Origin of the sequence: Pseudomonas sp. 3HC3 (assembly GCF_044904505.1) — a bacterium.
Classification (GTDB): domain Bacteria; phylum Pseudomonadota; class Gammaproteobacteria; order Pseudomonadales; family Pseudomonadaceae; genus Aquipseudomonas; species Aquipseudomonas putida_Y.
Genome location: NZ_JADDRH010000015.1, coordinates 72480 through 97077, shown reverse-complemented (window position 1 = coordinate 97077; position 24598 = coordinate 72480). Strand labels below are relative to the sequence as shown.

Sequence of the window (24598 nt, the reverse complement as noted above, 5' to 3'; positions counted from 1 at the left end):
CGGCCACCGTGCGCCTGCTCGCTGGCACCGCTGGCATGTTGCGAAGCATCTGCGGCGTTGCGGGCGATTTCCTGGGTGGCGGCGCCCAGTTCGTTGATGGCCGCAGCGACGCTGTTGGTGCGCATGCTCTGTTCTTCAGAACCGCTGATCGACGCATTGGACGCGCTGACCACTTTCTCCGAAAGGTCATGTACCAGGCGGGTGGCCGAGGACACTTCGCTGATCGAGGCATGGATGCGCTCGACAAAGCGGTTGAACGAGGTAGCCAGTTCGCCGAACTCGTCCTTGTTCTGCACGGCCAGGCGGCGGGTAAGGTCACCTTCGCCTTCGGCGATGTCACGCATGGCGCGGCCCATGGTGGTCAGCGGGCTCATCAGCACCGGAATCAGCAGGCCGAGCAGGCCGGCAATCGCGGCCACGGCGATCAGCATGGCGATGATCGCCGAGGTGCGGAACTGGCTGAGCGCGGCATAGGCCTTGTCCCTGTCGATCGACAGCCCGATGTACCACTGCGCCGAAGGCAGGCCGGCCACCGGGGCGAACGAGATGATGCGGTCCTGGCCGTCGAGCGTGACATCCTGCATGCCGGCGGCGACCCGCAGGTTGCTGCCTGGGTAGATGTCCTTGAGGTTCTTCATTACCTGGTCTTTGTTGGGGCTGACGATCACCTGGCCATTGGCGTCGGCCAGGAAAGCGTGACCGATGCCGCCGAAGTCGACCGAGTTGATGATCTCGACGAGGGTATCGAGGGTCACGTCACCGCCGACAACACCGATCAGTTCGCCATTGCTCTTGCTCTTCACCGGCGTGGCGATGGTCACCATCAGGCCACCGACTGCACCTTGGTACGGGGCGGTCAGCACGGTCTGCCCGGCGCTGGCGGCGGCGCCATACCAAGGGCGCTGGCGCGGGTCGTAACCGGCGGGCATCTGGGTATCCGGGCGCTGGGTGAATCCGCCGTTGGCCTGGCCCAGGTAGGTGAACAGGAAATTACGCGTGTAGGACGGCTGCTCGATCAGCCCTGCCAGCGTGTCGCCGGCGCCTTGCTGGCCGATGTCCTGTGCCAGGTTTTCCAGCACCAGAATGCGCCCGCTCATCCAGTTCTGGACGCTGCTGGCGGTTAGTGCACCGGCCTGCTGCACCGAGGCTTCAATGTTCTGGCGAATGGTGTTGCGTTGCAGGTAGTCGTTGTAGAGCGTGAACAGGGCAAATGCCAAAACCACGACGCCGCAGGCGCTGAGCAGGATCTTGTGGCGAAATTTCAGGTTCATGTTTCGAGACCTTGAGCCAATGAGGGGAGGGCGCAGCGCGCTCATGACGCGATGCGGGGCCTGTCGACCGAGATATCGGCTCGAGGGGTAAAAGATTGAAGTGCTTAGAGAAAATTCTTACAGTCGTTTCGACGGACGGCAGTCACTGGTCAGCCAACTGTTCGATCAGCAGGCGTGCGGCCCGCTGCAGCGGCTGTTGTTTGCGCCACAGGATATGCACGGGCAGTTGCAACTCGTTGCGTGTATTGCGGAACTCGAGGCGTACCAGACGCCCGCTGGCCAGCAGCGGCGCGACCCGTGACAACGGCAGATCGCCCCAGCCCAGGCCCGCTTCCACCATCTGCAAAGCCAGGTCGAAGCTGTCGCTGGACCAGTGCGTGGCACCGATCAGCGGGCGAGGGTCAGTCAGCGGCAGGTCGCGGCTGCGCACCAGAATCTGACGCACCTGGGTCAGGTCTTCAAGGTAGTGGATACGCCCCTCACGCCAGGCCGGGTGGGCTGGCGACAGGGTGGCTACCAGCGACTCCATGCCAATGTGCTGGAAGCCGCGTCGGGCATCGACCTGCAAGCCGGCAAAGGCTACGCAGAGGTCGGCGCGGCCGCTGTCCAGCAAGTGCAGGGCTTCTTCCTGTGGGGCGCTGAGCAGGGCAATGTCCAGCAACGGGTGGCGCTCACCGAGGTTGGCGATGGCCGCCAGTAGCGGGCGGTGATCGATGTCGGGTACCACGGCCAGGGTCAGGCTGCTCTCCAGCCCTTGGGACAGTTCCAGGGCATGAACCTGCAGCAGCCCCAGTTGTTCGGCAATCAGCCTGGCGTGTGGCTTCAGGGCCAAGGCCTGTGCGGTTGGGCGAACTTCACGCGGGCCGCGTTCAAACAGGCTGTAGCCAAGTTCTGCCTCAAGGTTGCCAATGGCCATGCTCACAGCGGAAGGCACCCGCTTGAGGGCGCGTGCCGCAGAAGAAAACGAGCCGTGGTCGAGCACGGTCAGAAACAGCTGGATGTTGTCGCTGGAAAAGTTCATGGCAGCCTCCTGTCAGTTGATCTGACAGCTGCTGACTTTTGCTGTCAAGTGTGTTGAAGCATGATCGCGCCCGTCGCTTTTTGTCTTTGGAGGTAACCCCGGGTGCAGGGATTGAAACGCAAGCTGGTCTACGTGACTTTCTATGAGCTGATCGGGCTGTGCATGTCGACCCTTGGGCTGGCCTACCTGTCAGATACGCAGGCGTCGCATACCGGGCCGCTGGCGGTGATGATCACCACCATCGCCATGCTCTGGAACCTGGTCTATAACACCCTGTTCGAGTACTGGGAGAGCCGCCAGGCCAAGCGGGGGCGCAGCGTGGCGCGGCGGGTGGTGCATGCCATCGGCTTCCAGTTGACCCTGGTGGTGTACTTGATTCCGCTGATTGCCTGGTGGCTGGACATGACATTGCTGGAGGCGCTGCTGGTGGATATGGCGTTCATCATCCTGGTGCCGTGCTACACCTTTGCCTACAACTGGGCGTTTGATCGGGTGTTTGGTTTGCCACGCTCTGCCCTGGCTGCAGCTTGATATAGCCTTGCGCGGCGAACAAGCCAGCACAGGCCGCCACTAAGGTGGCAGGCGAATGATCAAAGGCGCCTGCTGCTGCTCAACCTGCTGTTCCATCGGCCGCGGCGCACTGGCCAGCAAGCTGTCCTCAACCTGCCCTGACAGGTAATAGACCCCCGCCATGGCCCCGCTCTGGCGGTTCTCCATCAGCTCCTGCCATTCCTGGTTCAACGCCACGTTGAGAATCACCCGCAGCTGTTCGACCATCTGCGGGTGTTCACGGTCATGGGTCATCATCCCGTAACCGGCCGTAGCAATCGAAATCATCGCCCCCGCCACCTTGCCCACTGCCGATGCCACGGCACTGGCGATACCGCGTGGCGCCAGGGTGGCGCCGAGCTTTTCGCTGGCCTGGGTGGCCACCGAGTTAAGCCCGACATCGGTTCTGCCAGGGCCTTTGCTGGCCTGCTGATGCAAGTGCTGGCGCATGGCTTGCCAGGCCGGTTGCTGGTCCAGTGACTTGGCCCGCAGCAGCTGATAGAGGCTGGCATTGCGCGCATCCGGTGGCCCCAGGGCGATGGCGGGGATACGGTTGAGGCGCTGGCTGAACTGCTCGGGCGGCGCGTTGTAACGGCTGATGATGGCCGGCAGTTGCTGGCCGAGCAGTTGCAGATACAGTTCACAGGCGCGGTCGCGGATACCCTCGGGGTTGATCTGCTCGGCTACCGGCTCGATCACCCGCGCGTGATACTGCTCCTGCAGGTACAGGGCCAGGCGTTTTTCTGCCGGTTCCCGACCCTCGCCGCTGTCGAGCTTGTACCAGGCCACCTTGAGGGTGAGCCATTGCTGGGTCCAGTAACCCGTGAACCAGGGGATGAAGTCGCGCTCGGTGCGTTGTTGCACCTGCTCCTTCCACACCCGCATGGAGCGACGGGCATAGTCATTGGCCGAGCCGGCGGCGCCGGCCGAGGCGTTGATCAGTTCCTGATCGATGCGTTGCCACGCCGCAGGGCTGAGTATTGTGGGCGGGGGCGGGGCAGGGGGACGCTTGCTCGCACAACCGCCGAGGGCCAGCAGAAGGCATAGCAACAGGAAGATTCGAGCACTCACGCGACCGCCTCCCTGGTAGAGGCTGGGCTGGTTCTCGCAGTATAGGGTGGGGCTATCGGGGCTGCTGTGCAGCCCATCGCCCGCTCGGCGCAGCTGCAAATGGTTGCGTGAACGCGGCCTGAGCAGGAGCGATCGCGTAGTCTGGTCGGATTATTCCAGGTCCAGCTTTTCTTCCAGGCGGTCAAGGTGCCTGTGCATCAACCCCAAGGCCGCTTCGGCATCACCTTGCTCCACGGCATCGATGATCGCCGCATGCTCTTCCCACGCGCAATGATCGCAGCACGGCGATTCGTAGCGAGCGATGATCAGCGAGGTCATCGGTACCAGCCCATTGAGAAATCGCGCCAGCGGCGCATTGGCCGCTACCTGCGCCAGTTTCAGGTGGAACTCGCCGCCCAGGCGGATCGCCGCGCAGCGTTCGCCACTCTCATGGTGCTGGCGCTCGCGCTCCACCAGTTGCCGTAGCTGGCGTACCTGCGCCGGCCGGGCGCGTTGCGCGGCCAGTGTGATCAGTGTGGTTTCGGCCAGGCGCCGGGCACTGAGCACCTGGCGTGCCTGGTCTGGGTCAGGCGCGGCCAGATGTGCGGTGTGGCTGGGGCGCTGCACCACCACCTGCTGGTCGGACAGGCGCCCGAGCACGCGGCGGATCACCGTGCGACTGACACCAAATGCATGGCCCAGCGCCTGCTCGGGCAACAGGCTGCCCGGGGGCAGGCGCTGTTCGAGAATGGCGTCGAACAGCCGCGGGTAAATCTGCTCGGCCGACAGACGGGTTTCGCCGGCCGCGAGCAGGGCAGGCAAGTGGGGGGCGGCGTTCATGGTCACTCTCCTGAGGTCATGGATGTGGATGTTCGTCCGGGATATTCAGCGCGATGCCCATGCGCAGCCCTTCGGCCACGATATGCTGACGCATCTGGGCACTGGCCTGGGCGCTGCTGCGTTCGCGAATGGCGCGTACCACCGCTTCGTTCTCCTTCAGCCGCGCGGCCAGGTGCTCTGGCGAGTTGCGCAGCATGTCGGCGCTTTGCTTCAGGGCATTGCCGGTCTGCTGCACCACGCTCTGGAAAATCGGGTTGGTGGTCAGGGCGAACAGCGCTTCATGGAAGGCAATGTAGGCTTTGACCCCGGCTTCGCTGTCATCGGCCTCCAGCGCTTCGCGCATGTCCATCAGGGTCAGGCGCAGCTGGCCGATGTCCTGGCTGTTGGCCGATTGCGCCACCAGGCCGACGATGAACGGTTCGAGTGTGTAGCGCAGTTCCAGTACGTCGGCCAGGCTGGCCGCAGCACTGACTTCCCCACCCGACGCCTGGGCATCGGCATCCAGCACCAACACGCCCTTGCCTGGCAACGAGCGCACCAGGCCCAGTGTTTCCAGCACGGTTACCGCTTCGCGCAGGCTGGGGCGGCTGATGCCCAGTTGTTCGGCCAGTTCGCGCTGGCCTGGCAGCATGTCGCCGGTGCGCCATTGGCCGCGGGCCAGGGCCTGGCGGAGTTTTTCCACCACTGAGTTGACGACGGTTGATGAGCTGATCACGTTTCGCTCCTGGAAGGGCCGGCGTCGATGCCGGCCACGTTCGCTCAGAATTCCTGTTGATGGGCGTTGGGTTGCTTGCGGGGTGTGTGGGCAAAGCCAGGCTTGCCGTCGAGCACGTTCTGCGCGCGCTCCAGGTCAATGTCCTTCTCCCAGCGGGCAATGGCCACGGTGGCCACGCAGTTGCCGATCAGGTTGGTCAACGCCCGGCCGATACCCATGAACCAGTCCACCGCCAGCACCAGTACCAGGCCTACCACAGGGATCGCCGGTACCGCAGTCAGGGTGGCGGCAAGAATCACCAGTGCCGAGCCTGGGATGCCGTGAGCCCCCTTGGAAGTCACCAGCGACACCAGCAGGATGGTCAGCAGGTCGGTCATTTCCAGTGGCGTGCCGGTGGCGTTGGCGATGAACACGATGGCCAGGGTCAGGTAGATGGAGAAACCATCGAGGTTGAACGAGTAGCCGGTAGGGATCACCAGGCCGACCGTCGAACTGCCAATACCCAGGTGCTCAAGCTTGCGCATGATCTGTGGCAGCACGGCGTCGGAAGAGGCGGTGCCCAGGACGATGGTCAGCTCTTCACGCAGGTACTTGATCAACGGCAGCAGTTTAAGGCCCGACAAGCGCATGACGGTGCCCAGCACGATCAGTACGAAGCCGGCACAGGTCAGGTAGAACAGCGCCACCAGCCCGCCCAGGTGCTGCAGAGACTCCAGGCCATACTTGCTGGTGGTGAAGGCGATGGCGCCGAACACGCCGATCGGCGCCAGGCGCACGATCATGCCCATGATGCGGAAGATCACATGGCTCAGTTCATTGATCAGTCGCGAGATGCCGGCGGCTGAGTCACCCACCAGGTTCAGCGCGCTGCCGAACAGCACCGAGAACAGCAGCACCTGAAGAATGTTGTTGTCGGCGAAGGCACCGATCACCGAGGTGGGGATCAGGTCCATGAAGAACGCCGTGGCGCCGTGGATGTGCTGGCCGCGCTCGGCCAAGCCGTTGGCATCGGCGGCGGACAGTTGATCCAGATGAATATTGGCACCGCTGCCAATGCCACTGCTGAAGGCGAACACCAGGCCGATCACCAGCGCCAGGGTCGTCAGTACTTCGAAGTAGATCACCGACTTCAGGCCGATGCGCCCGACCTTTTTCAGGTCGCCCGCACCCGAAATGCCGCTGACCACCACGCAGAACACGATCAGGCCGATGAGCATCTTGATCAGCTTGATGAAGCCGTCGCCGAGGGGTTTGAGTTGCAGGGAGAGGTCGGGGAAGCTCAGACCGCAGGCGATGCCAAGGGCAAGGCCGAGTACGACTTGCAGGAAAATCGAACGCGAGCACCATTTGAGCATGGGAGGAGTCTCTGATCGGTGTCCTTGCTTCGGTAGCCGCACGGGGCGAAAGAGCGCAGGACTTAATTATTGTGGTCTTACCGGTTTGTTCAGCGCGAGGCCATAAAAGCGCGAAAAATCCCTGATTGCAAGGATTTTTGGCCTTACCGGTCTGACCAGTTGTGGGGCAATCCGGCCTGCCATGCTCTAGTTCGGTGCGTGCCGTGAAAGTGGGCGCGTGAAATAGCTCAGGGCTTGGCCAGTGCCTGGTCGACTGCTGCAATCAGCTTGCCAAGATCTTTAGGCGGGGCGTTGTGGATGACGCCGAACAGGTAGGCGCGCTGCTCCTCTTCGTCGTCCGGTTCTGCGAAGAAGTCCTTGGGCTTGACGCCCAGCACCTGGGCAAACGCCATGATTGCATCAATGCTGGGGGTGTAGGTGCTGGTTTCGAAACGGCTGATGGTCTTGGGGTCGAAGCCGGTCCGTTCGGCCAGTTGTGCCTGGGTCAGCCCCGCCAGCTTGCGGTAGCGGCGCAGGGCGATACCCAAAGCTGATCTCGTCATCGCTTAATTCCCATTTAGAATCAAGAACTTAACGATATCTATCAATGTGGCGCAACGCCATGATCGATCACCTTTGTTTTATTTATGTGATGAATTTCGTAGAATTCATGGCCTGACCGGTTAGTCATCGTCCTCTTCCTTGTACCGTTCGGCCTCGTGCCTCAATGGCGGGAAGCGCTTTTGCCCATTGGAACTGATCGCCATGAATCGGTTCCGGCGGCCGTCGATGAACTGGGTACCGGCTTGTCATTGAATGGAGTCTCATCGTGCGCCTCAACTTGCCGGTAACCCCGGTCGAGCAACGTTTCCCCCCTCATCAGCGGCTGATTTCTGCTACCGATACCGCCAGCCTGATCACCTATTGCAACCCTGAGTTTGCCGCCATCAGTGGCTACAGCGAGGCCGAACTGATCGGCAGCCCGCACAACCTGGTGCGCCACCCGGACATGCCGCCAGCGGTGTACGAGTTGATGTGGCGCTACCTGAAAGCCGGCAAGAGCTGGATGGGTATCGTCAAGAACCGCTGCCGTAACGGCGACTACTACTGGGTCAATGCTTACGTCACGCCCATCCTCGAAGGTGGGCGGGTTGTGGGTTACGAGTCGGTGCGCGTATGCCCCACGCGGGAGCAAGTCGCCCGTGCCGAAGCGCTGTATGCGCGGCTGCGCAACGGTCAGGCGGCATTGTCGACGCCACGCCGGCTGAGCTTGCTGATGCAGGCCTTGGCCTTGCCACTGGCCGGCGGGCTGCTGGCGGTGGGCGCCAACCAACTATGGCCCGGCCTGGTGGGGCAGGGGCTGACCCTGGGTCTGTTCGTGGCCTGTGGCCTGTGGGCGCGCAACGCCCTCGGGCGGCAGCTACAGCAGATTGTGCGGGGCGCCGACGGTGCCTTCGCCGACCCGGTTGCAGCCTTGACCTACAGCGACCTGACGGGTGCTGCCGGGCAGTTGCAACTGATGCTGATCAGCGAAGAGGCACGTCTGAAAACCGCCTTGACGCGGCTAAGTGACCTGGCCGGGCAAATGGCCGTGGCTGCTCGCGATGCCGGGCAGTTGTCGCGCAGCACCGAGGCGGCATTGCTGGAGCAGCGCGCCGAAACCGACCTGAGCGCCACCGCAATGAACCAGATGACCGCCTCCATCGGCGAAGTGGCCAACCACGTGCAGTTGACCGCCGCCGAGGCACACACGGCTCACCTGCTGGCCGAACAAGGTAGCCAGGTAGCCGATGCCAGCGGTGCGGCCATTCGTAACTTGGCCAGCACTGTGACGCAGATCAACCAGGCGGTCAGTCACTTGGCTGGTCAGACCGGCGCCATCGCCGAGGCAGCCGGGATGATCCGTGGCATTGCCGAGCAGACCAACCTGCTGGCCCTCAACGCCGCCATCGAGGCAGCCCGTGCGGGCGAGCAGGGCCGCGGCTTTGCCGTGGTCGCCGACGAGGTGCGGGCACTGGCCGACAAGACCCGCCAGTCCACCCTGCACATCCAGGCCATCATCGATGCCCTGCGTAGTGGCGCCGAGGAAGCCGTGGCGATCGCCAGCCGCGGCATCGACGGTGCCGAGCAAGGCGTTGCCCAGGTCCAGGAGGCCCGGCAAGCGCTGCATGGTATTCGTGACGCGGTACAGCGCATCAGCAATATGAGCCAGCAGATGGCCGCCGCCTCGCAGCAACAGTCGACGGTGGCAGAAGACGTTTCGCGGCAGATCAACGGCGTGGCCGGTATTGCCCAGCACAGCGCCCACAGCGCCAACGCCGCCGCCTCGCGCGGCACCGAACTGGAACATGTATGCGCCGGATTGCGCGCCCTGGTGGAGCGCTTCAACCGCTAAGGCAGGATGCTTTATGGATGATAACTATCGCGCGGCCGTGGACGCGGCCGCGATCTTTTCGGAAACCGACCTGCGTGGGAACATCACCTACGTCAATCAGCAGTTCTGCAGCATCTCGGGCTACAGCCGCGAGGAACTGCTGGGGGCCAATCACCGCATCCTCAATTCCGGCCTGCATGAGCCGACGTTCTTTGTCGGCATGTGGCGGGCTTTGGTCGCCGGGCGGGTGTGGAAGGGTGAAATCTGCAACCGCTCCAAGGATGGATCGTTGTATTGGGTCGACAGCACCATGGTGCCACTGGTCGATCCGCTTACAGGCCAGGTGCGCAAGTATGTGTCGATCCGCTTTGACGTCACCGAGAAGCGTCAGCTACTGCATACCTTGCAGTGGCGGGTGGGCCACGATGTGCTCACCGGCCTGCCCAACCGCGCCTATCTGTCCGACTTGCTGAACCAGGCCCTGGCCTGTTCGCGTCGTGAAGGTATCTCGCTGGCGGTGTGCATGCTCGACCTGGATGGTTTCAAGGCGGTCAACGACGGCTACGGGCATGCTGTGGGTGACCTGCTGCTGGTGGAAGTGGCGCAGCGCTTGAAGAGCATCCTGCGCGGTGGTGATGCCGTGGCCCGGCTGTCGGGCGACGAGTTCGTGCTGATCCTGCGCGACGTCGACGATGAGTGTCAGTTGCATGCAGCCCTGCAGCGGGTATTGCGTGCCTTGGCGGCGCCCTATGTGGTGCGTGAGCATACGCTGTCGCTCAGCGCCAGTATCGGCGTGACCCTGTACCCGCAGGATGACGAAGATGCCGACACCCTGGTGCGCCACGCCGATCAGGCCATGTATGTGGCCAAGCAGCGCGGGCGCAACCGTTACCATCTGTTCGACGTGACGCAGGAGCAGGAGCTCAAGGCCACCCACCAGACCGTGGCACGCGTGCGCCGGGCGCTGCGCAACGGTGAGCTGTGTCTTTACTACCAGCCCAAGGTCAACCTGCGCAGTGGCAAGGTGCTGGGCTTCGAGGGTTTATTGCGCTGGCAGCGGCCAGGCCGTGGCGTGGTGCCGCCTGGCGATTTCCTGCCATGGGTAGAGCAGACCGACCTGATCGTCGAAATCGGCGAGTGGGTGATCGGGCAGGCGTTGAGCCAGTTGCAGGCCTGGCAGCTGCAAGGGCAGCCTTGGTCGTTGAGCGTGAATATTGCCGCGCGGCATTTGCAGCGCAGTGACTTTGCCGAGCGCCTGCAGCAACTGCTGGCAGCGTACCCGACGGTGGACCCGGCGCTGCTGGACCTGGAAATCGTCGAGTCAGTGGCCATCGACAACCTGCAGCACGTCAGCCGCTGCCTGGACGCCTGCCGTGCGCTGGGTGTGCGTTTCTCGCTGGACGATTTCGGCACCGGTTATTCGTCGTTGAGTTACCTGAAACGCTTGCCGACCCAGACGATCAAGATCGACCAGTCGTTCGTGCGGGACATCCTTCATGACCAGGACGACCTGGCGCTGACGGAGGCGGTGATCGGCCTGGCCCGGGCGTTTGGCCGCGAGGTGGTTGCCGAGGGGCTGGAGAGTGTCGAGCACGGGCGGGTACTGATGGGCCTGGGCTGCGAGCTGGCGCAGGGTTACTGCATTGCCCGGCCGATGCCATCCAGTGAAGTGCAAGCTTGGGCGCAGGCCTACCGGCAGCCAGTGGAGTGGCGTGACCCTTGAAGGCCATCAGCGGTCGGTGGTCTTGACCCGCATCATCAATCACGGGCAAAAAAACGGCACCTGCAAGAGGTGCCGTTTTTGCATCACGCGGTATTACTTGTGCAGTTCTTCTGCTGCATACAGCGTGTTCTCCAGCAGGCACGCCCGGGTCATCGGCCCGACGCCGCCCGGCACCGGTGTGATCCAGCCGGCGCGTGGCAAGGCAGTCTCGTAGACCACGTCGCCGACCAGCTTGCCGTCTTCCTGGCGGTTGATGCCCACGTCGATGACGATGGCGCCTTCCTTGACCCACTCACCCTTGACCAGGCCCGGCTTGCCGGCAGCCACGACCACCAGGTCGGCACGCCCGACATGGCCGGCCAGGTCCTTGGTGAAGCGGTGGCAGACGGTCACGGTGCAGCCGGCCAGCAGCAGCTCCATGGCCATCGGGCGGCCAACGATGTTGGACGCGCCGACGATCACCGCGTTCATGCCGTACAGGTCCTGGCCGGTGCTTTCCAGCAGGGTCATGATGCCTTTCGGTGTGCACGGGCGCAGCAGCGGAATACGCTGGGCCAGGCGGCCGATGTTGTACGGATGGAAACCGTCCACATCCTTGTCCGGGCGAATGCGCTCGAGCAGCAGCGAGGCGTCCAGGTGCGCCGGCAGCGGCAGTTGCAGCAGGATGCCGTCGACGGCCGGATCGTCATTGAGACGGTCGATCAGCTCGGTCAGGGCTTGTTGCGTGGTCTCGCTGGGCAGGTCGAACGCCTGCGAAATGAAGCCGACTTCTTCGCAGTCCTTGCGCTTGTGCGAGACATAGACTTGGGAGGCGGGGTCGGTGCCGACCAGGATCACTGCCAGGCCCGGCGTGCGCAGGCCTTGCTGGCGACGCTCCACGACACGTTGAGCGATCTGCTGGCGCAGGCTGGCGGCGATAGCCTTGCCATCGATTAGGTGTGCAGTCATAGACGCGTGATTAACCATCGAGAAGGAACAATAAAGAACGCGCATTCTCGCACGACATGGGCCAAGGGCAAAGGCGGGTGGTCGGGCAAATCCCCTAACCCCTTAAATAATTTAAATTTTTTCGAAAAAGGTGTTGACGACTTTCGGGGTCGACTATAAGATTCGCCGCACTTGTCGGGCACAGCCTAGCACTGGTTGGCTAAGTCGGGCAGAATGAGTGGTTTAACAGTTCCTTGTTAGCGTCTCGTTCGGTTAGGCTTCAAGCTTAAGCGCCCGTAGCTCAGCTGGATAGAGCATCCGCCTTCTAAGCGGATGGTCGCAGGTTCGAGTCCTGCCGGGTGCGCCATTAGGCAGCTTTGGCAAGCAAGTAGGCTGTAATGCAATATGGTGGGCGTAGCTCAGTTGGTAGAGCGCTGGATTGTGATTCCAGTTGTCGTGGGTTCGATTCCCATCGTCCACCCCATATTCTTCAAGGGCGCCTCGATAGCATCTGGCGCCTTTGTTTTAAGCGTTACGCGGACGTGGTGAAATTGGTAGACACACTGGATTTAGGTTCCAGCGGCGCAAGCTGTAAGAGTTCGAGTCTCTTCGTCCGCACCATGTTTCTGTAAGGTTGTACCGCAAGACCGCAATATGGTGGGCGTAGCTCAGTTGGTAGAGCGCTGGATTGTGATTCCAGTTGTCGTGGGTTCGATTCCCATCGTCCACCCCATATTCCTGAAAGGCGCCTTGATCGTGAGATCGGGCGCCTTTTTGTTTTGGGGTTGTGATGTGCATGCCGTCAGTGTTCTGGTGTCTTTGTTTGAGGTTGAGCGTCGCCCGCGTGGCTCCTGATGTTCCTCCTCGATATCGTGCCGGGTAAGCAAGGTGGTCGCGCTTGCTCTGTTGGCGGTCAAGCTTTTATGAGGTGTTCTACGGCCGATTGTGTCTGGGCGGCAAGGTGCCTGCCTTGGTTTTTGCGGTGATGCGTAGATCGAGCGCCGCCCGCGCGGCGCATCGCGAGCAAGCTCGCTCCTACATTTGTTTCAGGCCAGTATCGCCTGTGCCTGCGCGCGCGACCGCCTGCTTGCCCCCGCGATATCGAGGTGAGCGCCAAGGGGGCGTGCGCGTCTGCCCCAGGAATAAATGGCCCGAAACAAATGTAGGAGCGAGCTTGCTCGCGATGCGCCGCGCGGGCGGCGCTCGATCTCGAAGGCGCTGAAAGTGTCGTGGTCAGCCACCGCTCGGCCAAATCACCTCCCGCCCCTTGTAATCCTCTGGTGGCACCCCAATAAAAGCTGTTAGATTTCAGCCGGTTGAAACGCCGGCCCGTTTGGCCGGCAAAGGATGTCACCATGATTGCGAAAGAAGCCCGTCAGGCCCTGGCGCTGCAGCGCTTTGCCGAAGCCAGTCCGCAGCTGCTCGAGGAGATTCGTGAGCTGGATGCGCGCGAGCAGGCCCAGCAGATCGAGTGGGCGTTCGAGGATGCGGCCGCGGAGCAGGGCATTGAGCCCTGGGAGTTGGCGCTGCAATTGATTGCCGAGTCCCCGGAGCAGCTGCAGGCCATGCGCCTGGAAACGCACCGTGAAGTGGCCGAGGCGCTGGGGCTGGAATGGGAGGAGTACTGCCAGTTCAACGAAATCGATCCTGAATAAAGGAGGCGAATTTTTTGCTGGTAGTTGTTTGACAAGGTATTTCGGCTGCAGGCCGCCCCGGGCGCCGTGCAGCCTCTGTTGGAAGCAGGCCCGGCGCTGTGCCGTGCGGGCCTTGAAAGTTAATCGACCGGCGTTGTTTTCAGTCGTCCCGTGTGGGGTGACTTCTGCTGCGTGACTCACTAGAATGTTTGCCCTTGATTCTGGAGTCGGGCTAACGCCGGCTAACGTCTGTGCAACGAGGAATATCCATGCAAGTTTCTGTTGAAAACACTTCCGCTCTCGAGCGCCGCATGACCATCGCCGTTCCGGCCGAGCGCGTCGAGAACGAAGTCAACAAGCGTCTGCAGCAGACTGCCAAGCGCGCCAAGATCGCGGGCTTCCGTCCTGGTAAAGTGCCGATGACCGTGATCCGTCAGCGTTTCGAGGCGGACGCCCGTCAAGAGGCTTTCGGTGACCTGGTCCAGGCTTCTTTCTACGAAGCCATCGTCGAGCAGAAGCTGAACCCGGCTGGCTCCCCGGCTGTAGAGCCGAAGTCCTTCGAAAAGGGCAAGGATCTGGAGTTCGTCGCCGTCTTCGAAGTGTTCCCGGAGTTCACGGTTGCCGGCCTCGAGTCGATCAAGGTCGAGCGCCTGAGCGCCGAAGTGGCTGACAGCGACCTGGACAACATGCTGGAAGTGCTGCGCAAGCAGAACACTCGCTTCGAGGCCGTTGAGCGCGCTGCGCAGAACGACGACCAGGTCAACATCGATTTCGTCGGCAAGGTCGACGGTGAAGTGTTTGCCGGTGGTTCGGCCAAAGGCACCTTGCTGGTACTGGGCTCCGGCCGCATGATCCCGGGCTTCGAAGAAGGTCTGGTAGGCGCCAAGGCTGGCGAAGAGCGCGTTGTCAACGTGACCTTCCCAGAGGACTACCAGAACCTGGACCTGGCTGGCAAAGCCGCTGAGTTCACCATCACCGTCAACAGCGTTTCGGCACCTGTGCTGCCAGAGCTGAACGAAGAGTTCTTCGCCCAGTTCGGCATCAAGGAATCGACCCTGGAAGGCTTCCGCGCCGAGGTTCGCAAGAACATGGAGCGTGAGCTGCGTCAGGCGATCAAGACCAAGGTCAAGAACCAGGTCATGGACGGTCTGCTGGCCGCCAACCCGATCGAAGTGCCAAAAGCCCTGCTGGAAAACGAAGTCAACCGTCTGCGCGTGCAGGCTGTTCAGCAGTTCGGTGGCAACATCAAGCCTGAGCAGCTGCCAGTCGAGCTGTTCGAAGAGCAAGCCAAGCGCCGTGTCGTGCTGGGCCTGATCGTGGCCGAAGTGGTCAAGCAGTTCGAGCTGAAGCCGGACGACGCCAAGGTTCGCGAGATGATCGAAGAAATGGCTTCGGCTTATCAGGAGCCTGAGCAGGTCATCGCCTGGTACTACAAGAACGACCAGCAACTGAACGAAGTGCGTTCGGTTGTGCTGGAAGAACAAGTTGTAGATACTGTTCTGCAGAAAGCGACTGTGACCGACAAGTCGGTCTCGTACGAAGAAGCCGTTAAACCAGCCGAGGCTCCTGCCGCTGCTGAGTAACAGGCTTCTCTCGTAGGAAACCTCCACAAGCCAGCCTTCGAGCTGGCTTGTGCGTATTCAAGCCATGACTATTTGGGAGTGAGCGCAGGACATGTCCCGCAATTCTTATATTCAGCAGAGCTCTGACATCCAGGCCGCAGGCGGCCTGGTCCCGATGGTTATCGAGCAGTCCGCCCGTGGCGAACGTGCTTACGACATCTACTCGCGCCTGTTGAAGGAGCGTGTGATCTTCCTGGTTGGCCCGGTAGAGGACTACATGGCCAACCTCGTCGTTGCGCAACTGCTGTTCCTTGAGGCGGAAAACCCGGACAAGGATATCCATCTGTACATCAACTCGCCGGGCGGTTCTGTCACCGCCGGCATGTCGATCTACGACACCATGCAGTTCATCAAGCCGGACGTTTCGACCATTTGCATCGGCCAGGCCTGCAGCATGGGCGCCTTCCTGCTGGCGGCAGGTGCCAAGGGCAAGCGTCATTGCCTGCCGAACTCGCGCGTGATGATCCACCAGCCGCTTGGCGGCTTCCAGGGTCAGGCCACCGATATCGAGATCCACGCCCAGGAAATCCTCAATATCAAGGCCCGTCTGAACGAGCTGCTGGCCTATCACACCGGCCAGGACCTCGAGACCATCAAGCGTGACACCGAGCGTGACAACTTCATGAGCGCATCGCGCGCAGCCGAGTACGGCCTGATCGACTCGGTCTACGACAAGCGGCAACTGGCCTCCTGAACCGGGAGGTCAGAGCAGGTGGGCGTCGAAAGCGCCTACCTGCGGACTTGAAAAAGCCCGCAATTGCCTTCATCTTGTGTTGCAAGCCTACCGGATTGGATCGATCGAATGACTGACACCCGTAACGGCGAGGACAGCGGCAAATTGCTTTATTGCTCCTTCTGCGGCAAAAGCCAGCACGAAGTGCGCAAACTGATTGCCGGGCCCTCGGTATTTATCTGCGACGAGTGCGTCGACCTGTGCAACGACATCATCCGTGAGGAGGTGCAGGAAGCCCAGGCCGAGAGCAGCGCGCACAAATTGCCTTCGCCGAAAGAAATCAGCGGCATCCTGGACCAGTACGTCATTGGTCAGGAGCGCGCAAAGAAGGTGCTGGCCGTAGCGGTGTACAACCACTACAAGCGCCTGAACCAGCGTGACAAGAAGGGTGACGAAGTCGAACTGGGCAAGAGCAACATCCTGCTCATCGGGCCGACTGGCTCGGGCAAGACCCTGCTCGCCGAAACCTTGGCACGCCTGTTGAACGTACCGTTCACCATTGCTGACGCCACCACCCTGACCGAAGCCGGTTATGTGGGTGAGGACGTCGAGAACATCATCCAGAAGCTGTTGCAGAAGTGCGACTACGACGTGGAAAAGGCCCAGATGGGCATTGTCTACATCGACGAAATCGACAAGATCTCGCGCAAGTCGGACAACCCGTCCATCACCCGTGATGTTTCCGGTGAGGGCGTGCAGCAGGCACTGCTGAAACTGATCGAGGGCACCGTGGCCTCGGTTCCGCCGCAGGGTGGCCGTAAGCACCCGCAACAGGAGTTCCTGCAGGTTGATACCCGCAACATCCTGTTCATCTGCGGTGGTGCGTTTTCGGGCCTGGAAAAGGTCATCCAGAACCGTTCCACCAAGGGTGGCATCGGTTTTGGTGCCGAAGTGCGCAGCAAGGAAGAGGGCAAGAAGGTTGGTGAATCCCTGCGTGAGGTCGAGCCGGACGATCTGGTCAAGTTTGGCCTGATTCCGGAATTCGTCGGCCGTCTGCCGGTACTGGCTACCCTTGACGAGCTGGATGAGGCTGCGTTGATGCAGATCCTCACCGAGCCGAAGAATGCCCTGACCAAGCAGTATGCCAAGCTGTTCGAGATGGAAAGCGTCGACCTCGAGTTCCGCAGCGATGCGCTCAAGGCCGTTGCACGCAAGGCCTTGGAGCGCAAGACTGGCGCTCGTGGCCTGCGTTCGATCCTCGAAGGCGTCCTGCTCGATACCATGTACGAGATTCCTTCGAAAAAGGATGTCAGCAAGGTGGTTATCGACGAGAGCGTCATTGAGGGCACCTCGCAGCCGCTGATGATTTACGAAAACAGCGAACCGCAAGCCAAGGCCGCACCAGACGCCTGATTCGGGCAATGGCCGGTTCTCGGTTGCAAGCAAGAAGGGGGCCTACGGGCCCCTTTCTGCTTTTCCTGAGCAAGCGCTTGTAATTTCCCAAGCGTGCCCCCACATTAGGTCCAAGCATCATTTCCACCGGTTTCCGGCCATAAGGCCGCTGTAGAGGCGAAATCATGAAGACCACCCTCGACTTGCCTCTTTTGCCATTGCGCGATGTCGTTGTTTACCCGCACATGGTTATCCCGCTGTTCGTGGGGCGTGAAAAGTCCATCGAAGCCCTCGAGGCGGCGATGACGGGCGAAAAGCAGATCCTTCTGCTTGCCCAGAAGAATCCAGCCGACGACGACCCGGGTGAGGACGCCCTGTACCGCGTCGGTACTGTTGCCACCGTGCTGCAACTGCTGAAGCTGCCTGATGGTACCGTCAAGGTGCTGGTCGAAGGCGAGCAGCGTGGTGCGGTCGAGCGCTTCTCCGAAGTTGAAGGGCACATCCGTGCCGAAGTTTCCCTGATCGACGAAACCGACACTGCCGAGCGCGAGTCGGAAGTCTTCGTGCGCACGCTGCTGTCGCAGTTCGAACAGTATGTTCAGCTGGGCAAGAAAGTGCCTGCCGAAGTGCTGTCTTCGCTGAACAGCATCGAAGAGCCAGGGCGCCTGGTCGACACCATGGCCGCGCACATGGCCCTGAAGATCGAGCAGAAGCAGGAAATTCTTGAAATCGTCGACTTGACTACCCGTGTCGAGCACGTGCTTGCACTGCTGGATGCCGAAATCGACCTGCTGCAGGTCGAAAAGCGCATTCGCGGCCGGGTCAAGAAGCAGATGGAGCGCAGCCAGCGCGAGTACTACCTGAATGAGCAGATGAAGGCCATTCAGAAAGAGCTTGGCGATGGTGACGAAGGCCACAATGAAGTCGAAGAGCTGAAAAAGCGCATCGAAGCCGCTGGTCTGCCTAAGGATGCCCTGGCCAAGGCCCAGGCGGAGCTGAACAAGCTCAAGCAAATGTCTCCGATGTCGGCCGAAGCTACCGTGGTGCGCTCGTACCTCGACTGGCTGGTGCAGGTGCCGTGGAAGGCACAGAGCAAGGTGCGTCTGGACCTGACCAAGGCCGAGGAAATCCTCGATGCTGACCATTATGGCCTGGAAGAGGTCAAGGAACGCATCCTCGAGTACCTTGCCGTGCAGAAGCGCGTCAAGAAAATCCGCGGGCCGGTGCTGTGCCTGGTCGGCCCACCTGGCGTCGGCAAGACCTCGCTGGCCGAGTCGATCGCTGCCGCCACCAACCGCAAGTTCGTGCGCATGGCCCTGGGTGGCGTGCGTGACGAGGCCGAGATCCGTGGCCACCGCCGTACCTACATTGGCTCCATGCCGGGTCGCCTGATCCAGAAGATGACCAAGGTGGGTGTGCGCAACCCGTTGTTCCTGCTCGACGAAATCGACAAGATGGGCAGCGACATGCGCGGCGACCCAGCCTCGGCACTGCTGGAAGTGCTCGACCCTGAGCAGAACCACAACTTCAACGACCACTACCTGGAGGTCGACTATGACCTCTCGGACGTGATGTTCCTTTGCACCTCGAACTCGATGAACATCCCGCCGGCGCTGCTGGACCGGATGGAAATCATCCGTCTGCCTGGCTACACCGAGGACGAGAAGATCAACATCGCCATCAAGTACCTGGTGCCCAAGCAGGTCAAGGCCAACGGCTTGAAGAAGGAAGAGCTGGAGGTCGATGTCTCGGCGATTCGCGACATCATCCGCTACTACACCCGTGAAGCCGGTGTACGGGGCCTGGAGCGGCAAATTGCCAAGGTCTGCCGTAAGGTGGTCAAGGAACATACCGGGCAGAAGCAGGTCAAGGTCAAGGTGGCCAGCGAGCAGCTGGAGCACCTGCTGGGCGTGCGCAAGTTCCGCTATGGTCTGGCCGAGCAGCAGGACCAGATCGGTCAGGTTACCGGCCTGGCCTGGACCCAGGTGGGCGGCGAGTTGCTGACCATCGAGGCCGTGGTCATCCCCGGCAAGGGCCAGTTGATCAAGACCGGCTCGCTGGGCGATGTCATGGTCGAGTCGATTACCGCCGCGCAGACCGTGGTACGCAGCCGCGCCCGCAGCCTGGGGATTGCCGCCGACTTCCACGAGAAGCACGACGTGCACATTCACATGCCTGAGGGCGCCACGCCGAAGGATGGCCCAAGTGCCGGTATCGGCATGTGCACCGCACTGGTGTCGGCGCTGACGCAGATTCCGGTACGTGCCGACGTGGCCATGACCGGCGAAATCACCTTGCGTGGCCAGGTATTGGCCATTGGCGGGCTGAAGGAAAAACTGCTGGCGGCACACCGTGGCGGGATCAAGACGGTGATCATTCCCGAGGAGAATGTTCGCGATCTCAAGGAGATTCCTGAAAATATCAAACAGGATCTTCAGATCAAACCGGTCAAATGGATTGACGAAGTCCTGCAAATTGCGCTGCAATACGCCCCGGAGCCCTTGCCAGATGTGGCTCCGGAGATTGTCGCGAAAGATGAAAAGCGCGACGGCGATGCCAAGGAAAGAATTAGCACGCATTAGTAGTTTTCAGCTGGGGGGCTTTCCTTGACAGTTTTTTCGAGGCCTTGCTATAAAGCGGCACGCTATTGTCGTCAGGCCGCCCAGCACACGTTTCATAAGCTTTTCATTACATACTTAGAAACAAACTCAATAGAGAAATAAGGGGACTTAGAGTGAACAAGTCGGAACTGATTGACGCTATCGCCGCATCTGCTGACATCCCGAAAGCTGTAGCCGGCCGTGCGCTGGACGCAGTCATCGAATCCGTCACCGGCGCCCTGAAGCAAGGTGACGATGTGGTACTGGTTGGCTTCGGTACCTTCTCGGTCAAGGAGCGCGCCGAGCGTACCGGCCGCAACCCGCAAACCGGCAAGGCAATCAAGATCGAAGCCGCCAAGGTTCCAGGTTTCAAGGCAGGCAAAGGCCTGAAAGACGCCGTCAACTAAGTCGTCTTTCAGCCGGGCCCGGCCTTGCCTGGTCCGAGCACGGTGATGGCGGGGCGCAAACGTTCCCGCCTGACACGTTTGCTAAGAAAAGGCGCATCCTCGGATGCGCCTTTCTTTTATCAGGATTCTACCCACGCTCCGCGGTTGTCGACGCAGTGGTACAGCCGTTTCTGGGGGACGCATGCTGCAAAATATCAGGGACAATTCACAAGGTTGGATTGCCAAGACCATCATCGGCCTTATCGTCGTGTTGATGGCATTGACCGGTTTCGAAGCCATTTTCCAGGCCGCCACTCATAGCCAGGACGCCGCCAAGGTGAACGGCCAGACCATCAGCCAGAACGAACTGAGCCAGGCGGCCGACATGCAGCGCCGTCAACTGATGCAACAGTTGGGCAAGGATTTCGACCCGGCGCTGCTGGATGACAAGTTGCTGCGTGAAGAAGCACTCAAGGGGCTGATCAGCCGCAAGCTGCTGCTGCAAGGTGCTGAGGATGCCAAGTTTGCATTCTCCGACGCTGCGCTGGATCAGGTGATCTTGCAGACCCCTGAGTTCCAGGTGGACGGCAAGTTCAGCGCTGACCGTTTCGACCAGGTGATTCGCCAGATGGGCTACGGCCGCATGCAGTTCCGCGAGATGCTCGGCGAGGAAATGCTGATCGGCCAACTGCGCACCGGCCTGGCCGGTAGCAGCTTCGTCACCGATCAGCAGGTCGACGCCTTTGCTCGCCTGGAAAAGCAGACCCGCGACTTCGCCTCCCTGACCTTCAAGGCCGACCCGGCCGCAGTCAAGGTCAGCGATGAAGAGGTCAAGGCGCACTACGACCAGCACGCCAAGGAGTTCATGTCGCCTGACCAGGTCGTGATCGACTACATCGAACTGAAAAAGTCGGCCTTCTTCGACCAGGTCAAAGTGACCGACGAAGAGCTCAAGGCCCAGTACGAGAAGGAAATCGCCAACCTCGCCGAGCAGCGCCATGCCGCGCACATCCTCATCGAGGTCAACGACAAGGTCACCGACGCCCAGGCCAAGGCCCGCGCCGAAGAGATCGAGCAGCGTCTGGCCAAGGGTGAGGACTTTGCCGCACTGGCCAAGGAGTTCTCTCAGGACCCAGGCTCCGCCAACAGCGGTGGTGATCTCGGCTTCGCCGGCCCGGGTGTATACGACCCAGCCTTCGAAGAGGCGCTGTACAAGCTGCAGGATGGCCAGGTATCTGCACCGGTGCGCACCGAGTTTGGCTACCATTTGATCAAGCTGCTGGGCGTGCAGGCGCCAGAAGTACCGAGCTTCGCCAGCCTGAAGGACAAACTGACCCGCGATCTGAAGATGCCACTGGTCGAGCAGCGTTATGTCGACGCCAGCAAGCAACTGCAGGATGCTGCCTACGAGGCTTCCGATCTGGCCCAGCCGGCCCAGGACCTGAACCTCAAGGTACACACCTCCGCTGCCTTCGGCCGCGAGGGCGGTGAAGGCATTACCGCCAACCGTGCGGTGGTGCAGGCTGCGTTCTCTGAAGAAGTGCTGGATGAGGGGGCCAATAGCACCGCCATCGAGCTTGACCCTGAGACCACCGTAGTGCTGCGCGTCAAGGAGCACCGCAAGCCAGAGCAACTGCCGCTGGAAGCTGTGGCCAAGAACATCAGGGAGCACCTGGCCAAAGAGAAGGCGACTGCCGAGCTCAAGGCCAAGGCAGACAAGCTGATTGCCGGCCTGCGCGACGGTTCCATCGCAGCAGGCAGCGTGCACGAAGGCCAGGGCTGGAAAGCCTATGAAGCAGTCACCCGTGGTGAGGACGGTATTGATCCGGCCGAACTGCAGGCACTGTTCCGTCTGGGCAAGCCGCAAGCCAAGGACAAGCCTGTTTACGGCAGTGTAGTGCTGCGTGACGGTAGCCTGGTGGTGTTGCAGCTCAAGGGTGTGAACGAAGGCGCTACCGCCACCGACGAAGAGAAGCAGCAGATTCGCCGCTACCTCGCGTCACGTGCTGGCCAGCAGGACTTTGCCGCTTACCGCAAGCAGCTGGAAGCCAATGCAGACATCACCCGTTACTAAGGTGTTCGTTGCATGAAGAAACAGGCCGCCTCGCGCGGCCTGTTTCGTTTTCGCCAGCCGCGAGGACGGCCATTGTCGAAGACCGCACTGCCTCAGGGGCGGCGCCGACCAGATTCTACCGCTTCACCCCTTCATAACTGTCCAGCGTATCGCGTGCAATCTCTCGCCCCAGGGCGATGAGCTCCGGCGCCTTGTAGAACTCAAAGAACCGGCACACCCGCTTGGGCACGTTGATCAGCACATCCGGCGGATAGCCGGCAATCTTGTACTGTGCCAACGAAGTCTGCATGACCTCGAAGCTCTGGTTGATCAAGTCCAGCAGCGAGGCCGGCCCCACGTTGTCGATGATGAAAGAACCGGTGGCCGACTTCGGCGCGCCCTCGCGCTCCGGGGCCGCCGCTGATTGCTGGCTTTCCGGGTCGGCGCTGTCGGCCAGCCACGGGCTTGGTGGCGCCAACCCTTCGGCGACGATTTCCTTTTCGATGCGGATCAGCTCTTCCGCCGGTTTGCGCCGGAACGGCAGGCGTGAGCCCAGCGAGCTCAGCAAGGCGTCAAAACGCATCTTGAACGCTGCCGGGCGCTCAATCACTGGCAACTGGTACTGCTTCTGGTTGGTGGCGTTGAGGTTCACCGCGATGATCAGGTCGCAATGGCTGGACACCACAGGCACGATTGGCAGTGGGTTGAGGATGCCGCCGTCTACAAGCATGCGGTTGCCTTGCATCACCGGCGTGAACAGGCTGGGAATGGCCGCCGAGGCGCGCATGGCCTGGTGCAGGCAACCCTCCTGGAACCAGATTTCCTGTTGGTTGGTAAGGTCGGTCGCCACTGCGGTGTAGGGTATGCGCAGTTGCTCGATGTTTATCTCGCCGACGATCTTGCGGATCTGCCCGAACACCTTGTCGCCGCGAATTGCACCGAGGCGAAAGCTGACGTCGACCAGGCGCAGCACATCCAGGTAGTCGAGGCTCTCGATCCAGTTGCGATAGTCGTTCAGCTTTCCGGCGGCATAGATACCGCCAATCACCGCGCCCATGGAACACCCCGCGACGCAGGCTATATCGTAGCCGCGGCGCTCGATTTCTTCGATCACGCCGATGTGTGCATATCCTCGGGCTCCGCCCGACCCCAGTACCAGTGCCACACGTTTACTCATGAACATTCCCCGGCCAGTGCCATCATGGTCCTACAATGCACCCATCGCTGCCTGTGCTTCAATGTAGATCGTGCTGAGCTACTGTAATAAAACTGGCCAGGCAACGCCGGCTGGGCATGGCACTTTCCAGCTGTCGGAGCGTCGAATAGCCACCGTTTATCCATAGAGGTATTACTGATGAAAGCCTGGATCTGCCTTCCACTGATTGCCTTGGCCCTTGCTGGCTGCGCGGGCAAGACGGCCTACCGTGACAGCTGCGCGACCCAGCTGGATGCCGCCTGGAAGGAGCTGGACCTGGCCAAGGCCGAAGGCTTCGCCGGTGCCGTCAGTTACTCCAAGGCCTTGTCGTTGCTGACCGGGGCCAAGACCCAGCAGCAGTTCGAAGGCTATGAAAGCTGTACCCGCAAAGCCGAAAAGGCCCGTTTCTACATTCGTGAATCTCGCGCTGGGCGCTGACCAGGGAGCATCGTATGTCTGCCATGCTCGATCATGTAGTAGCCCAGATACTGACCTTGCAGGTGCGCTTGCTGGCCTGTCGTGAACGCCTGGCTGCCAATACCGACAGCGAGGCCTTGCACGACTTGCGTATCACCTTGCGGCGCCTGCGCAGTCTGTTGAGGCCGTTGCGTGGGCTGCCCGGCGTGGAGCAGCTTGAGGATGCTGCAAGTTCGCTGGGTACCCTTACCACGCCCTTGCGTGATCGTGAGGTACTGGCGGCCGAGCTGATCGGGCGCGGTCATGCGGCAGCCGGGCAGCGGCGTCTGCAGGGGCGTGACAGAACCTTTGCAAGTGTCGCTGCCAGCCCGCAGCTGGCCAGGGTACTGGCGATTGTTGACGCCTTTCCATTGTTCCTGCGTGCGGCGGGCCGGGAGGGGCTGGTCAAATCGCTGGACAAACGCATCGACAAGCGCCTGGTCAAACAATGGCGCACGTTGCACGAAGCGTTGCAGGACCCGGCTCACGATCGCCACCGGCTGCGTTTGCTGATAAAGCGTGCGCGCTATGGCGATGAGGCCTATCCGCAACTCGATCACGCAGGAAAGAAACTGCAACGTGTGCTGAAAAAGGCCCAGGGCGACCTGGGTGATTGGCACGACCGCCTGCAATGGCTGTTGCAAGCGCGCGACCATGCCGACCTGCTGCCCTGCAAGGCCGATTGGGAGCAGGAGCTGCATGAGGCGGAGCGCCAGTCAGATGTGACGCTGGATACCCTGCAAGAGGCGCTGGCGCGGCGTTATCACGGAAAATGACCGATTT

At 61.3% G+C, this 24598-nt stretch carries 20 protein-coding genes, 4 tRNA genes and 2 pseudogenes; 17 read left to right on the top strand and 9 right to left on the bottom strand.

Translation table 11 applies throughout. The features are described 5' to 3' along the window. Positions 1 to 239: 239 nt before the first annotated feature. Positions 240 to 1271, bottom strand: a pseudogene (gene mcpA / locus INQ47_RS18920) (methyl-accepting chemotaxis protein McpA); the annotation flags it as partial. Between the two features lie 142 nt (positions 1272 to 1413). Next, on the bottom strand, positions 1414 to 2292 hold the full coding sequence (locus tag INQ47_RS18915; RefSeq protein WP_404702316.1) for a LysR family transcriptional regulator: 879 nt from the start codon (positions 2290 to 2292) through the stop codon (positions 1414 to 1416). A gap of 102 nt (positions 2293 to 2394) precedes the next feature. Between INQ47_RS18915 and INQ47_RS18910 the strand changes: the two genes are divergently transcribed. Then, positions 2395 to 2823 carry a PACE efflux transporter gene (locus INQ47_RS18910; protein WP_021785516.1) on the top strand — a complete coding sequence of 143 codons (429 nt, stop codon included), beginning with the start codon at positions 2395 to 2397 and terminating at the stop codon, positions 2821 to 2823. A 39-nt stretch (positions 2824 to 2862) separates the two neighbouring features. Here INQ47_RS18910 and INQ47_RS18905 read toward each other — a convergent pair whose 3' ends face one another. The 5 genes from INQ47_RS18905 to INQ47_RS18885 all read right to left on the bottom strand — a co-directional run bounded on the left by INQ47_RS18905 (position 2863) and on the right by INQ47_RS18885 (position 7343). Further along, the gene (locus tag INQ47_RS18905) at positions 2863 to 3912 is read right to left on the bottom strand and encodes a hypothetical protein (protein WP_252458512.1); all 1050 of its coding nucleotides are present in this window, start codon (positions 3910 to 3912) and stop codon (positions 2863 to 2865) included. A gap of 150 nt (positions 3913 to 4062) precedes the next feature. Then, positions 4063 to 4731: a GntR family transcriptional regulator gene (locus tag INQ47_RS18900; protein WP_014591693.1), complete on the bottom strand. Its 669-nt coding sequence runs from the start codon at positions 4729 to 4731 to the stop codon at positions 4063 to 4065. A 16-nt stretch (positions 4732 to 4747) separates the two neighbouring features. Further along, positions 4748 to 5446 (bottom strand): FadR/GntR family transcriptional regulator, encoded by a 699-nt coding sequence (locus tag INQ47_RS18895; RefSeq protein ID WP_021785513.1) that lies wholly within the window; start codon positions 5444 to 5446, stop codon positions 4748 to 4750. A gap of 44 nt (positions 5447 to 5490) precedes the next feature. Then, complete coding sequence (locus INQ47_RS18890) at positions 5491 to 6801, bottom strand: C4-dicarboxylate transporter DctA (RefSeq protein ID WP_252458514.1); 1311 nt, start codon at positions 6799 to 6801, stop codon at positions 5491 to 5493. 227 nt (positions 6802 to 7028) lie between these two features. Next, positions 7029 to 7343 carry a helix-turn-helix domain-containing protein gene (locus INQ47_RS18885; protein WP_003250216.1) on the bottom strand — a complete coding sequence of 105 codons (315 nt, stop codon included), beginning with the start codon at positions 7341 to 7343 and terminating at the stop codon, positions 7029 to 7031. A 266-nt stretch (positions 7344 to 7609) separates the two neighbouring features. Here INQ47_RS18885 and INQ47_RS18880 point away from each other — a divergent pair. The 3 genes and pseudogenes from INQ47_RS18880 to INQ47_RS18870 all read left to right on the top strand — a co-directional run. Continuing rightward, positions 7610 to 7891: pseudogene (locus tag INQ47_RS18880) on the top strand (PAS domain-containing protein); the annotation flags it as partial. A 165-nt stretch (positions 7892 to 8056) separates the two neighbouring features. Beyond that, positions 8057 to 9175, top strand: a complete 1119-nt coding sequence (locus INQ47_RS18875; protein WP_404702334.1) for a methyl-accepting chemotaxis protein — start codon at positions 8057 to 8059, stop codon at positions 9173 to 9175. Between the two features lie 13 nt (positions 9176 to 9188). Continuing rightward, positions 9189 to 10877, top strand: coding sequence for a putative bifunctional diguanylate cyclase/phosphodiesterase (locus INQ47_RS18870; RefSeq protein ID WP_404702315.1), 1689 nt, complete (start codon positions 9189 to 9191; stop codon positions 10875 to 10877). A gap of 93 nt (positions 10878 to 10970) precedes the next feature. Here INQ47_RS18870 and folD read toward each other — a convergent pair whose 3' ends face one another. Next, positions 10971 to 11825, bottom strand: coding sequence for a bifunctional methylenetetrahydrofolate dehydrogenase/methenyltetrahydrofolate cyclohydrolase FolD (folD, locus tag INQ47_RS18865; RefSeq protein WP_003250234.1), 855 nt, complete (start codon positions 11823 to 11825; stop codon positions 10971 to 10973). Positions 11826 to 12094: 269 nt separating this feature from the next. On the opposite strand from folD, the gene INQ47_RS18860 reads away from it, so the two are divergent. The 11 genes from INQ47_RS18860 (at position 12095) to INQ47_RS18810 (ending at position 22185) form a co-directional block, all read left to right on the top strand. Next, positions 12095 to 12171, top strand: a tRNA-Arg gene (locus tag INQ47_RS18860). 41 nt (positions 12172 to 12212) lie between these two features. Next, a tRNA-His gene (locus INQ47_RS18855) sits at positions 12213 to 12288 on the top strand. A 52-nt stretch (positions 12289 to 12340) separates the two neighbouring features. After that, a tRNA-Leu gene (locus tag INQ47_RS18850) sits at positions 12341 to 12425 on the top strand. Between the two features lie 36 nt (positions 12426 to 12461). Beyond that, a tRNA-His gene (locus INQ47_RS18845) sits at positions 12462 to 12537 on the top strand. Positions 12538 to 13159: 622 nt separating this feature from the next. Further along, a complete protein-coding gene (locus INQ47_RS18840; RefSeq protein ID WP_176683955.1) occupies positions 13160 to 13459 on the top strand; it encodes a DUF6388 family protein in 300 nt (99 codons plus the stop codon). Positions 13460 to 13707: 248 nt separating this feature from the next. Then, complete coding sequence (gene tig / locus INQ47_RS18835; RefSeq protein WP_404702314.1) at positions 13708 to 15021, top strand: trigger factor; 1314 nt, start codon at positions 13708 to 13710, stop codon at positions 15019 to 15021. Between the two features lie 91 nt (positions 15022 to 15112). Continuing rightward, the gene (gene clpP, locus INQ47_RS18830; protein WP_003259400.1) at positions 15113 to 15754 is read left to right on the top strand and encodes an ATP-dependent Clp endopeptidase proteolytic subunit ClpP; all 642 of its coding nucleotides are present in this window, start codon (positions 15113 to 15115) and stop codon (positions 15752 to 15754) included. A 108-nt stretch (positions 15755 to 15862) separates the two neighbouring features. Further along, on the top strand, positions 15863 to 17146 hold the full coding sequence (clpX, locus tag INQ47_RS18825) for an ATP-dependent Clp protease ATP-binding subunit ClpX (RefSeq protein ID WP_003250242.1): 1284 nt from the start codon (positions 15863 to 15865) through the stop codon (positions 17144 to 17146). A gap of 164 nt (positions 17147 to 17310) precedes the next feature. Next, positions 17311 to 19707, top strand: coding sequence for an endopeptidase La (gene lon / locus INQ47_RS18820; protein WP_103444062.1), 2397 nt, complete (start codon positions 17311 to 17313; stop codon positions 19705 to 19707). A 152-nt stretch (positions 19708 to 19859) separates the two neighbouring features. After that, positions 19860 to 20132: a nucleoid-associated protein HU-beta gene (gene hupB, locus INQ47_RS18815; protein ID WP_003250246.1), complete on the top strand. Its 273-nt coding sequence runs from the start codon at positions 19860 to 19862 to the stop codon at positions 20130 to 20132. Between the two features lie 181 nt (positions 20133 to 20313). Then, positions 20314 to 22185 carry a SurA N-terminal domain-containing protein gene (locus INQ47_RS18810; protein WP_275967092.1) on the top strand — a complete coding sequence of 624 codons (1872 nt, stop codon included), beginning with the start codon at positions 20314 to 20316 and terminating at the stop codon, positions 22183 to 22185. A gap of 115 nt (positions 22186 to 22300) precedes the next feature. Here the strand turns inward: INQ47_RS18810 and INQ47_RS18805 are convergent, their stop codons facing one another. Continuing rightward, a complete protein-coding gene (locus INQ47_RS18805; RefSeq protein ID WP_103444825.1) occupies positions 22301 to 23341 on the bottom strand; it encodes a patatin-like phospholipase family protein in 1041 nt (346 codons plus the stop codon). A gap of 177 nt (positions 23342 to 23518) precedes the next feature. Between INQ47_RS18805 and INQ47_RS18800 the strand changes: the two genes are divergently transcribed. After that, positions 23519 to 23797 carry a lipoprotein gene (locus INQ47_RS18800; RefSeq protein WP_003250254.1) on the top strand — a complete coding sequence of 93 codons (279 nt, stop codon included), beginning with the start codon at positions 23519 to 23521 and terminating at the stop codon, positions 23795 to 23797. 14 nt (positions 23798 to 23811) lie between these two features. Then, positions 23812 to 24591: a CHAD domain-containing protein gene (locus INQ47_RS18795; protein ID WP_404702313.1), complete on the top strand. Its 780-nt coding sequence runs from the start codon at positions 23812 to 23814 to the stop codon at positions 24589 to 24591. Positions 24592 to 24598 lie beyond the last annotated feature (7 nt).

Coding starts and splice junctions, on each gene's coding strand:
- INQ47_RS18915 (WP_404702316.1), bottom strand. CDS start 2,292: ATGAACTTTTCCAGCGACAACATCCAGCTGTTTCTGACCGTGCTCGAC.
- INQ47_RS18900 (WP_014591693.1), bottom strand. CDS start 4,731: ATGAACGCCGCCCCCCACTTGCCTGCCCTGCTCGCGGCCGGCGAAACC.
- INQ47_RS18890 (WP_252458514.1), bottom strand. CDS start 6,801: ATGCTCAAATGGTGCTCGCGTTCGATTTTCCTGCAAGTCGTACTCGGC.
- INQ47_RS18885 (WP_003250216.1), bottom strand. CDS start 7,343: ATGACGAGATCAGCTTTGGGTATCGCCCTGCGCCGCTACCGCAAGCTG.
- INQ47_RS18875 (WP_404702334.1), top strand. CDS start 8,057: ATGCAGGCCTTGGCCTTGCCACTGGCCGGCGGGCTGCTGGCGGTGGGC.
- INQ47_RS18870 (WP_404702315.1), top strand. CDS start 9,189: ATGGATGATAACTATCGCGCGGCCGTGGACGCGGCCGCGATCTTTTCG.
- folD (WP_003250234.1), bottom strand. CDS start 11,825: ATGACTGCACACCTAATCGATGGCAAGGCTATCGCCGCCAGCCTGCGC.
- INQ47_RS18840 (WP_176683955.1), top strand. CDS start 13,160: ATGATTGCGAAAGAAGCCCGTCAGGCCCTGGCGCTGCAGCGCTTTGCC.
- tig (WP_404702314.1), top strand. CDS start 13,708: ATGCAAGTTTCTGTTGAAAACACTTCCGCTCTCGAGCGCCGCATGACC.
- clpP (WP_003259400.1), top strand. CDS start 15,113: ATGTCCCGCAATTCTTATATTCAGCAGAGCTCTGACATCCAGGCCGCA.
- clpX (WP_003250242.1), top strand. CDS start 15,863: ATGACTGACACCCGTAACGGCGAGGACAGCGGCAAATTGCTTTATTGC.
- lon (WP_103444062.1), top strand. CDS start 17,311: ATGAAGACCACCCTCGACTTGCCTCTTTTGCCATTGCGCGATGTCGTT.
- INQ47_RS18810 (WP_275967092.1), top strand. CDS start 20,314: ATGCTGCAAAATATCAGGGACAATTCACAAGGTTGGATTGCCAAGACC.
- INQ47_RS18805 (WP_103444825.1), bottom strand. CDS start 23,341: ATGAGTAAACGTGTGGCACTGGTACTGGGGTCGGGCGGAGCCCGAGGA.
- INQ47_RS18800 (WP_003250254.1), top strand. CDS start 23,519: ATGAAAGCCTGGATCTGCCTTCCACTGATTGCCTTGGCCCTTGCTGGC.
- INQ47_RS18795 (WP_404702313.1), top strand. CDS start 23,812: ATGTCTGCCATGCTCGATCATGTAGTAGCCCAGATACTGACCTTGCAG.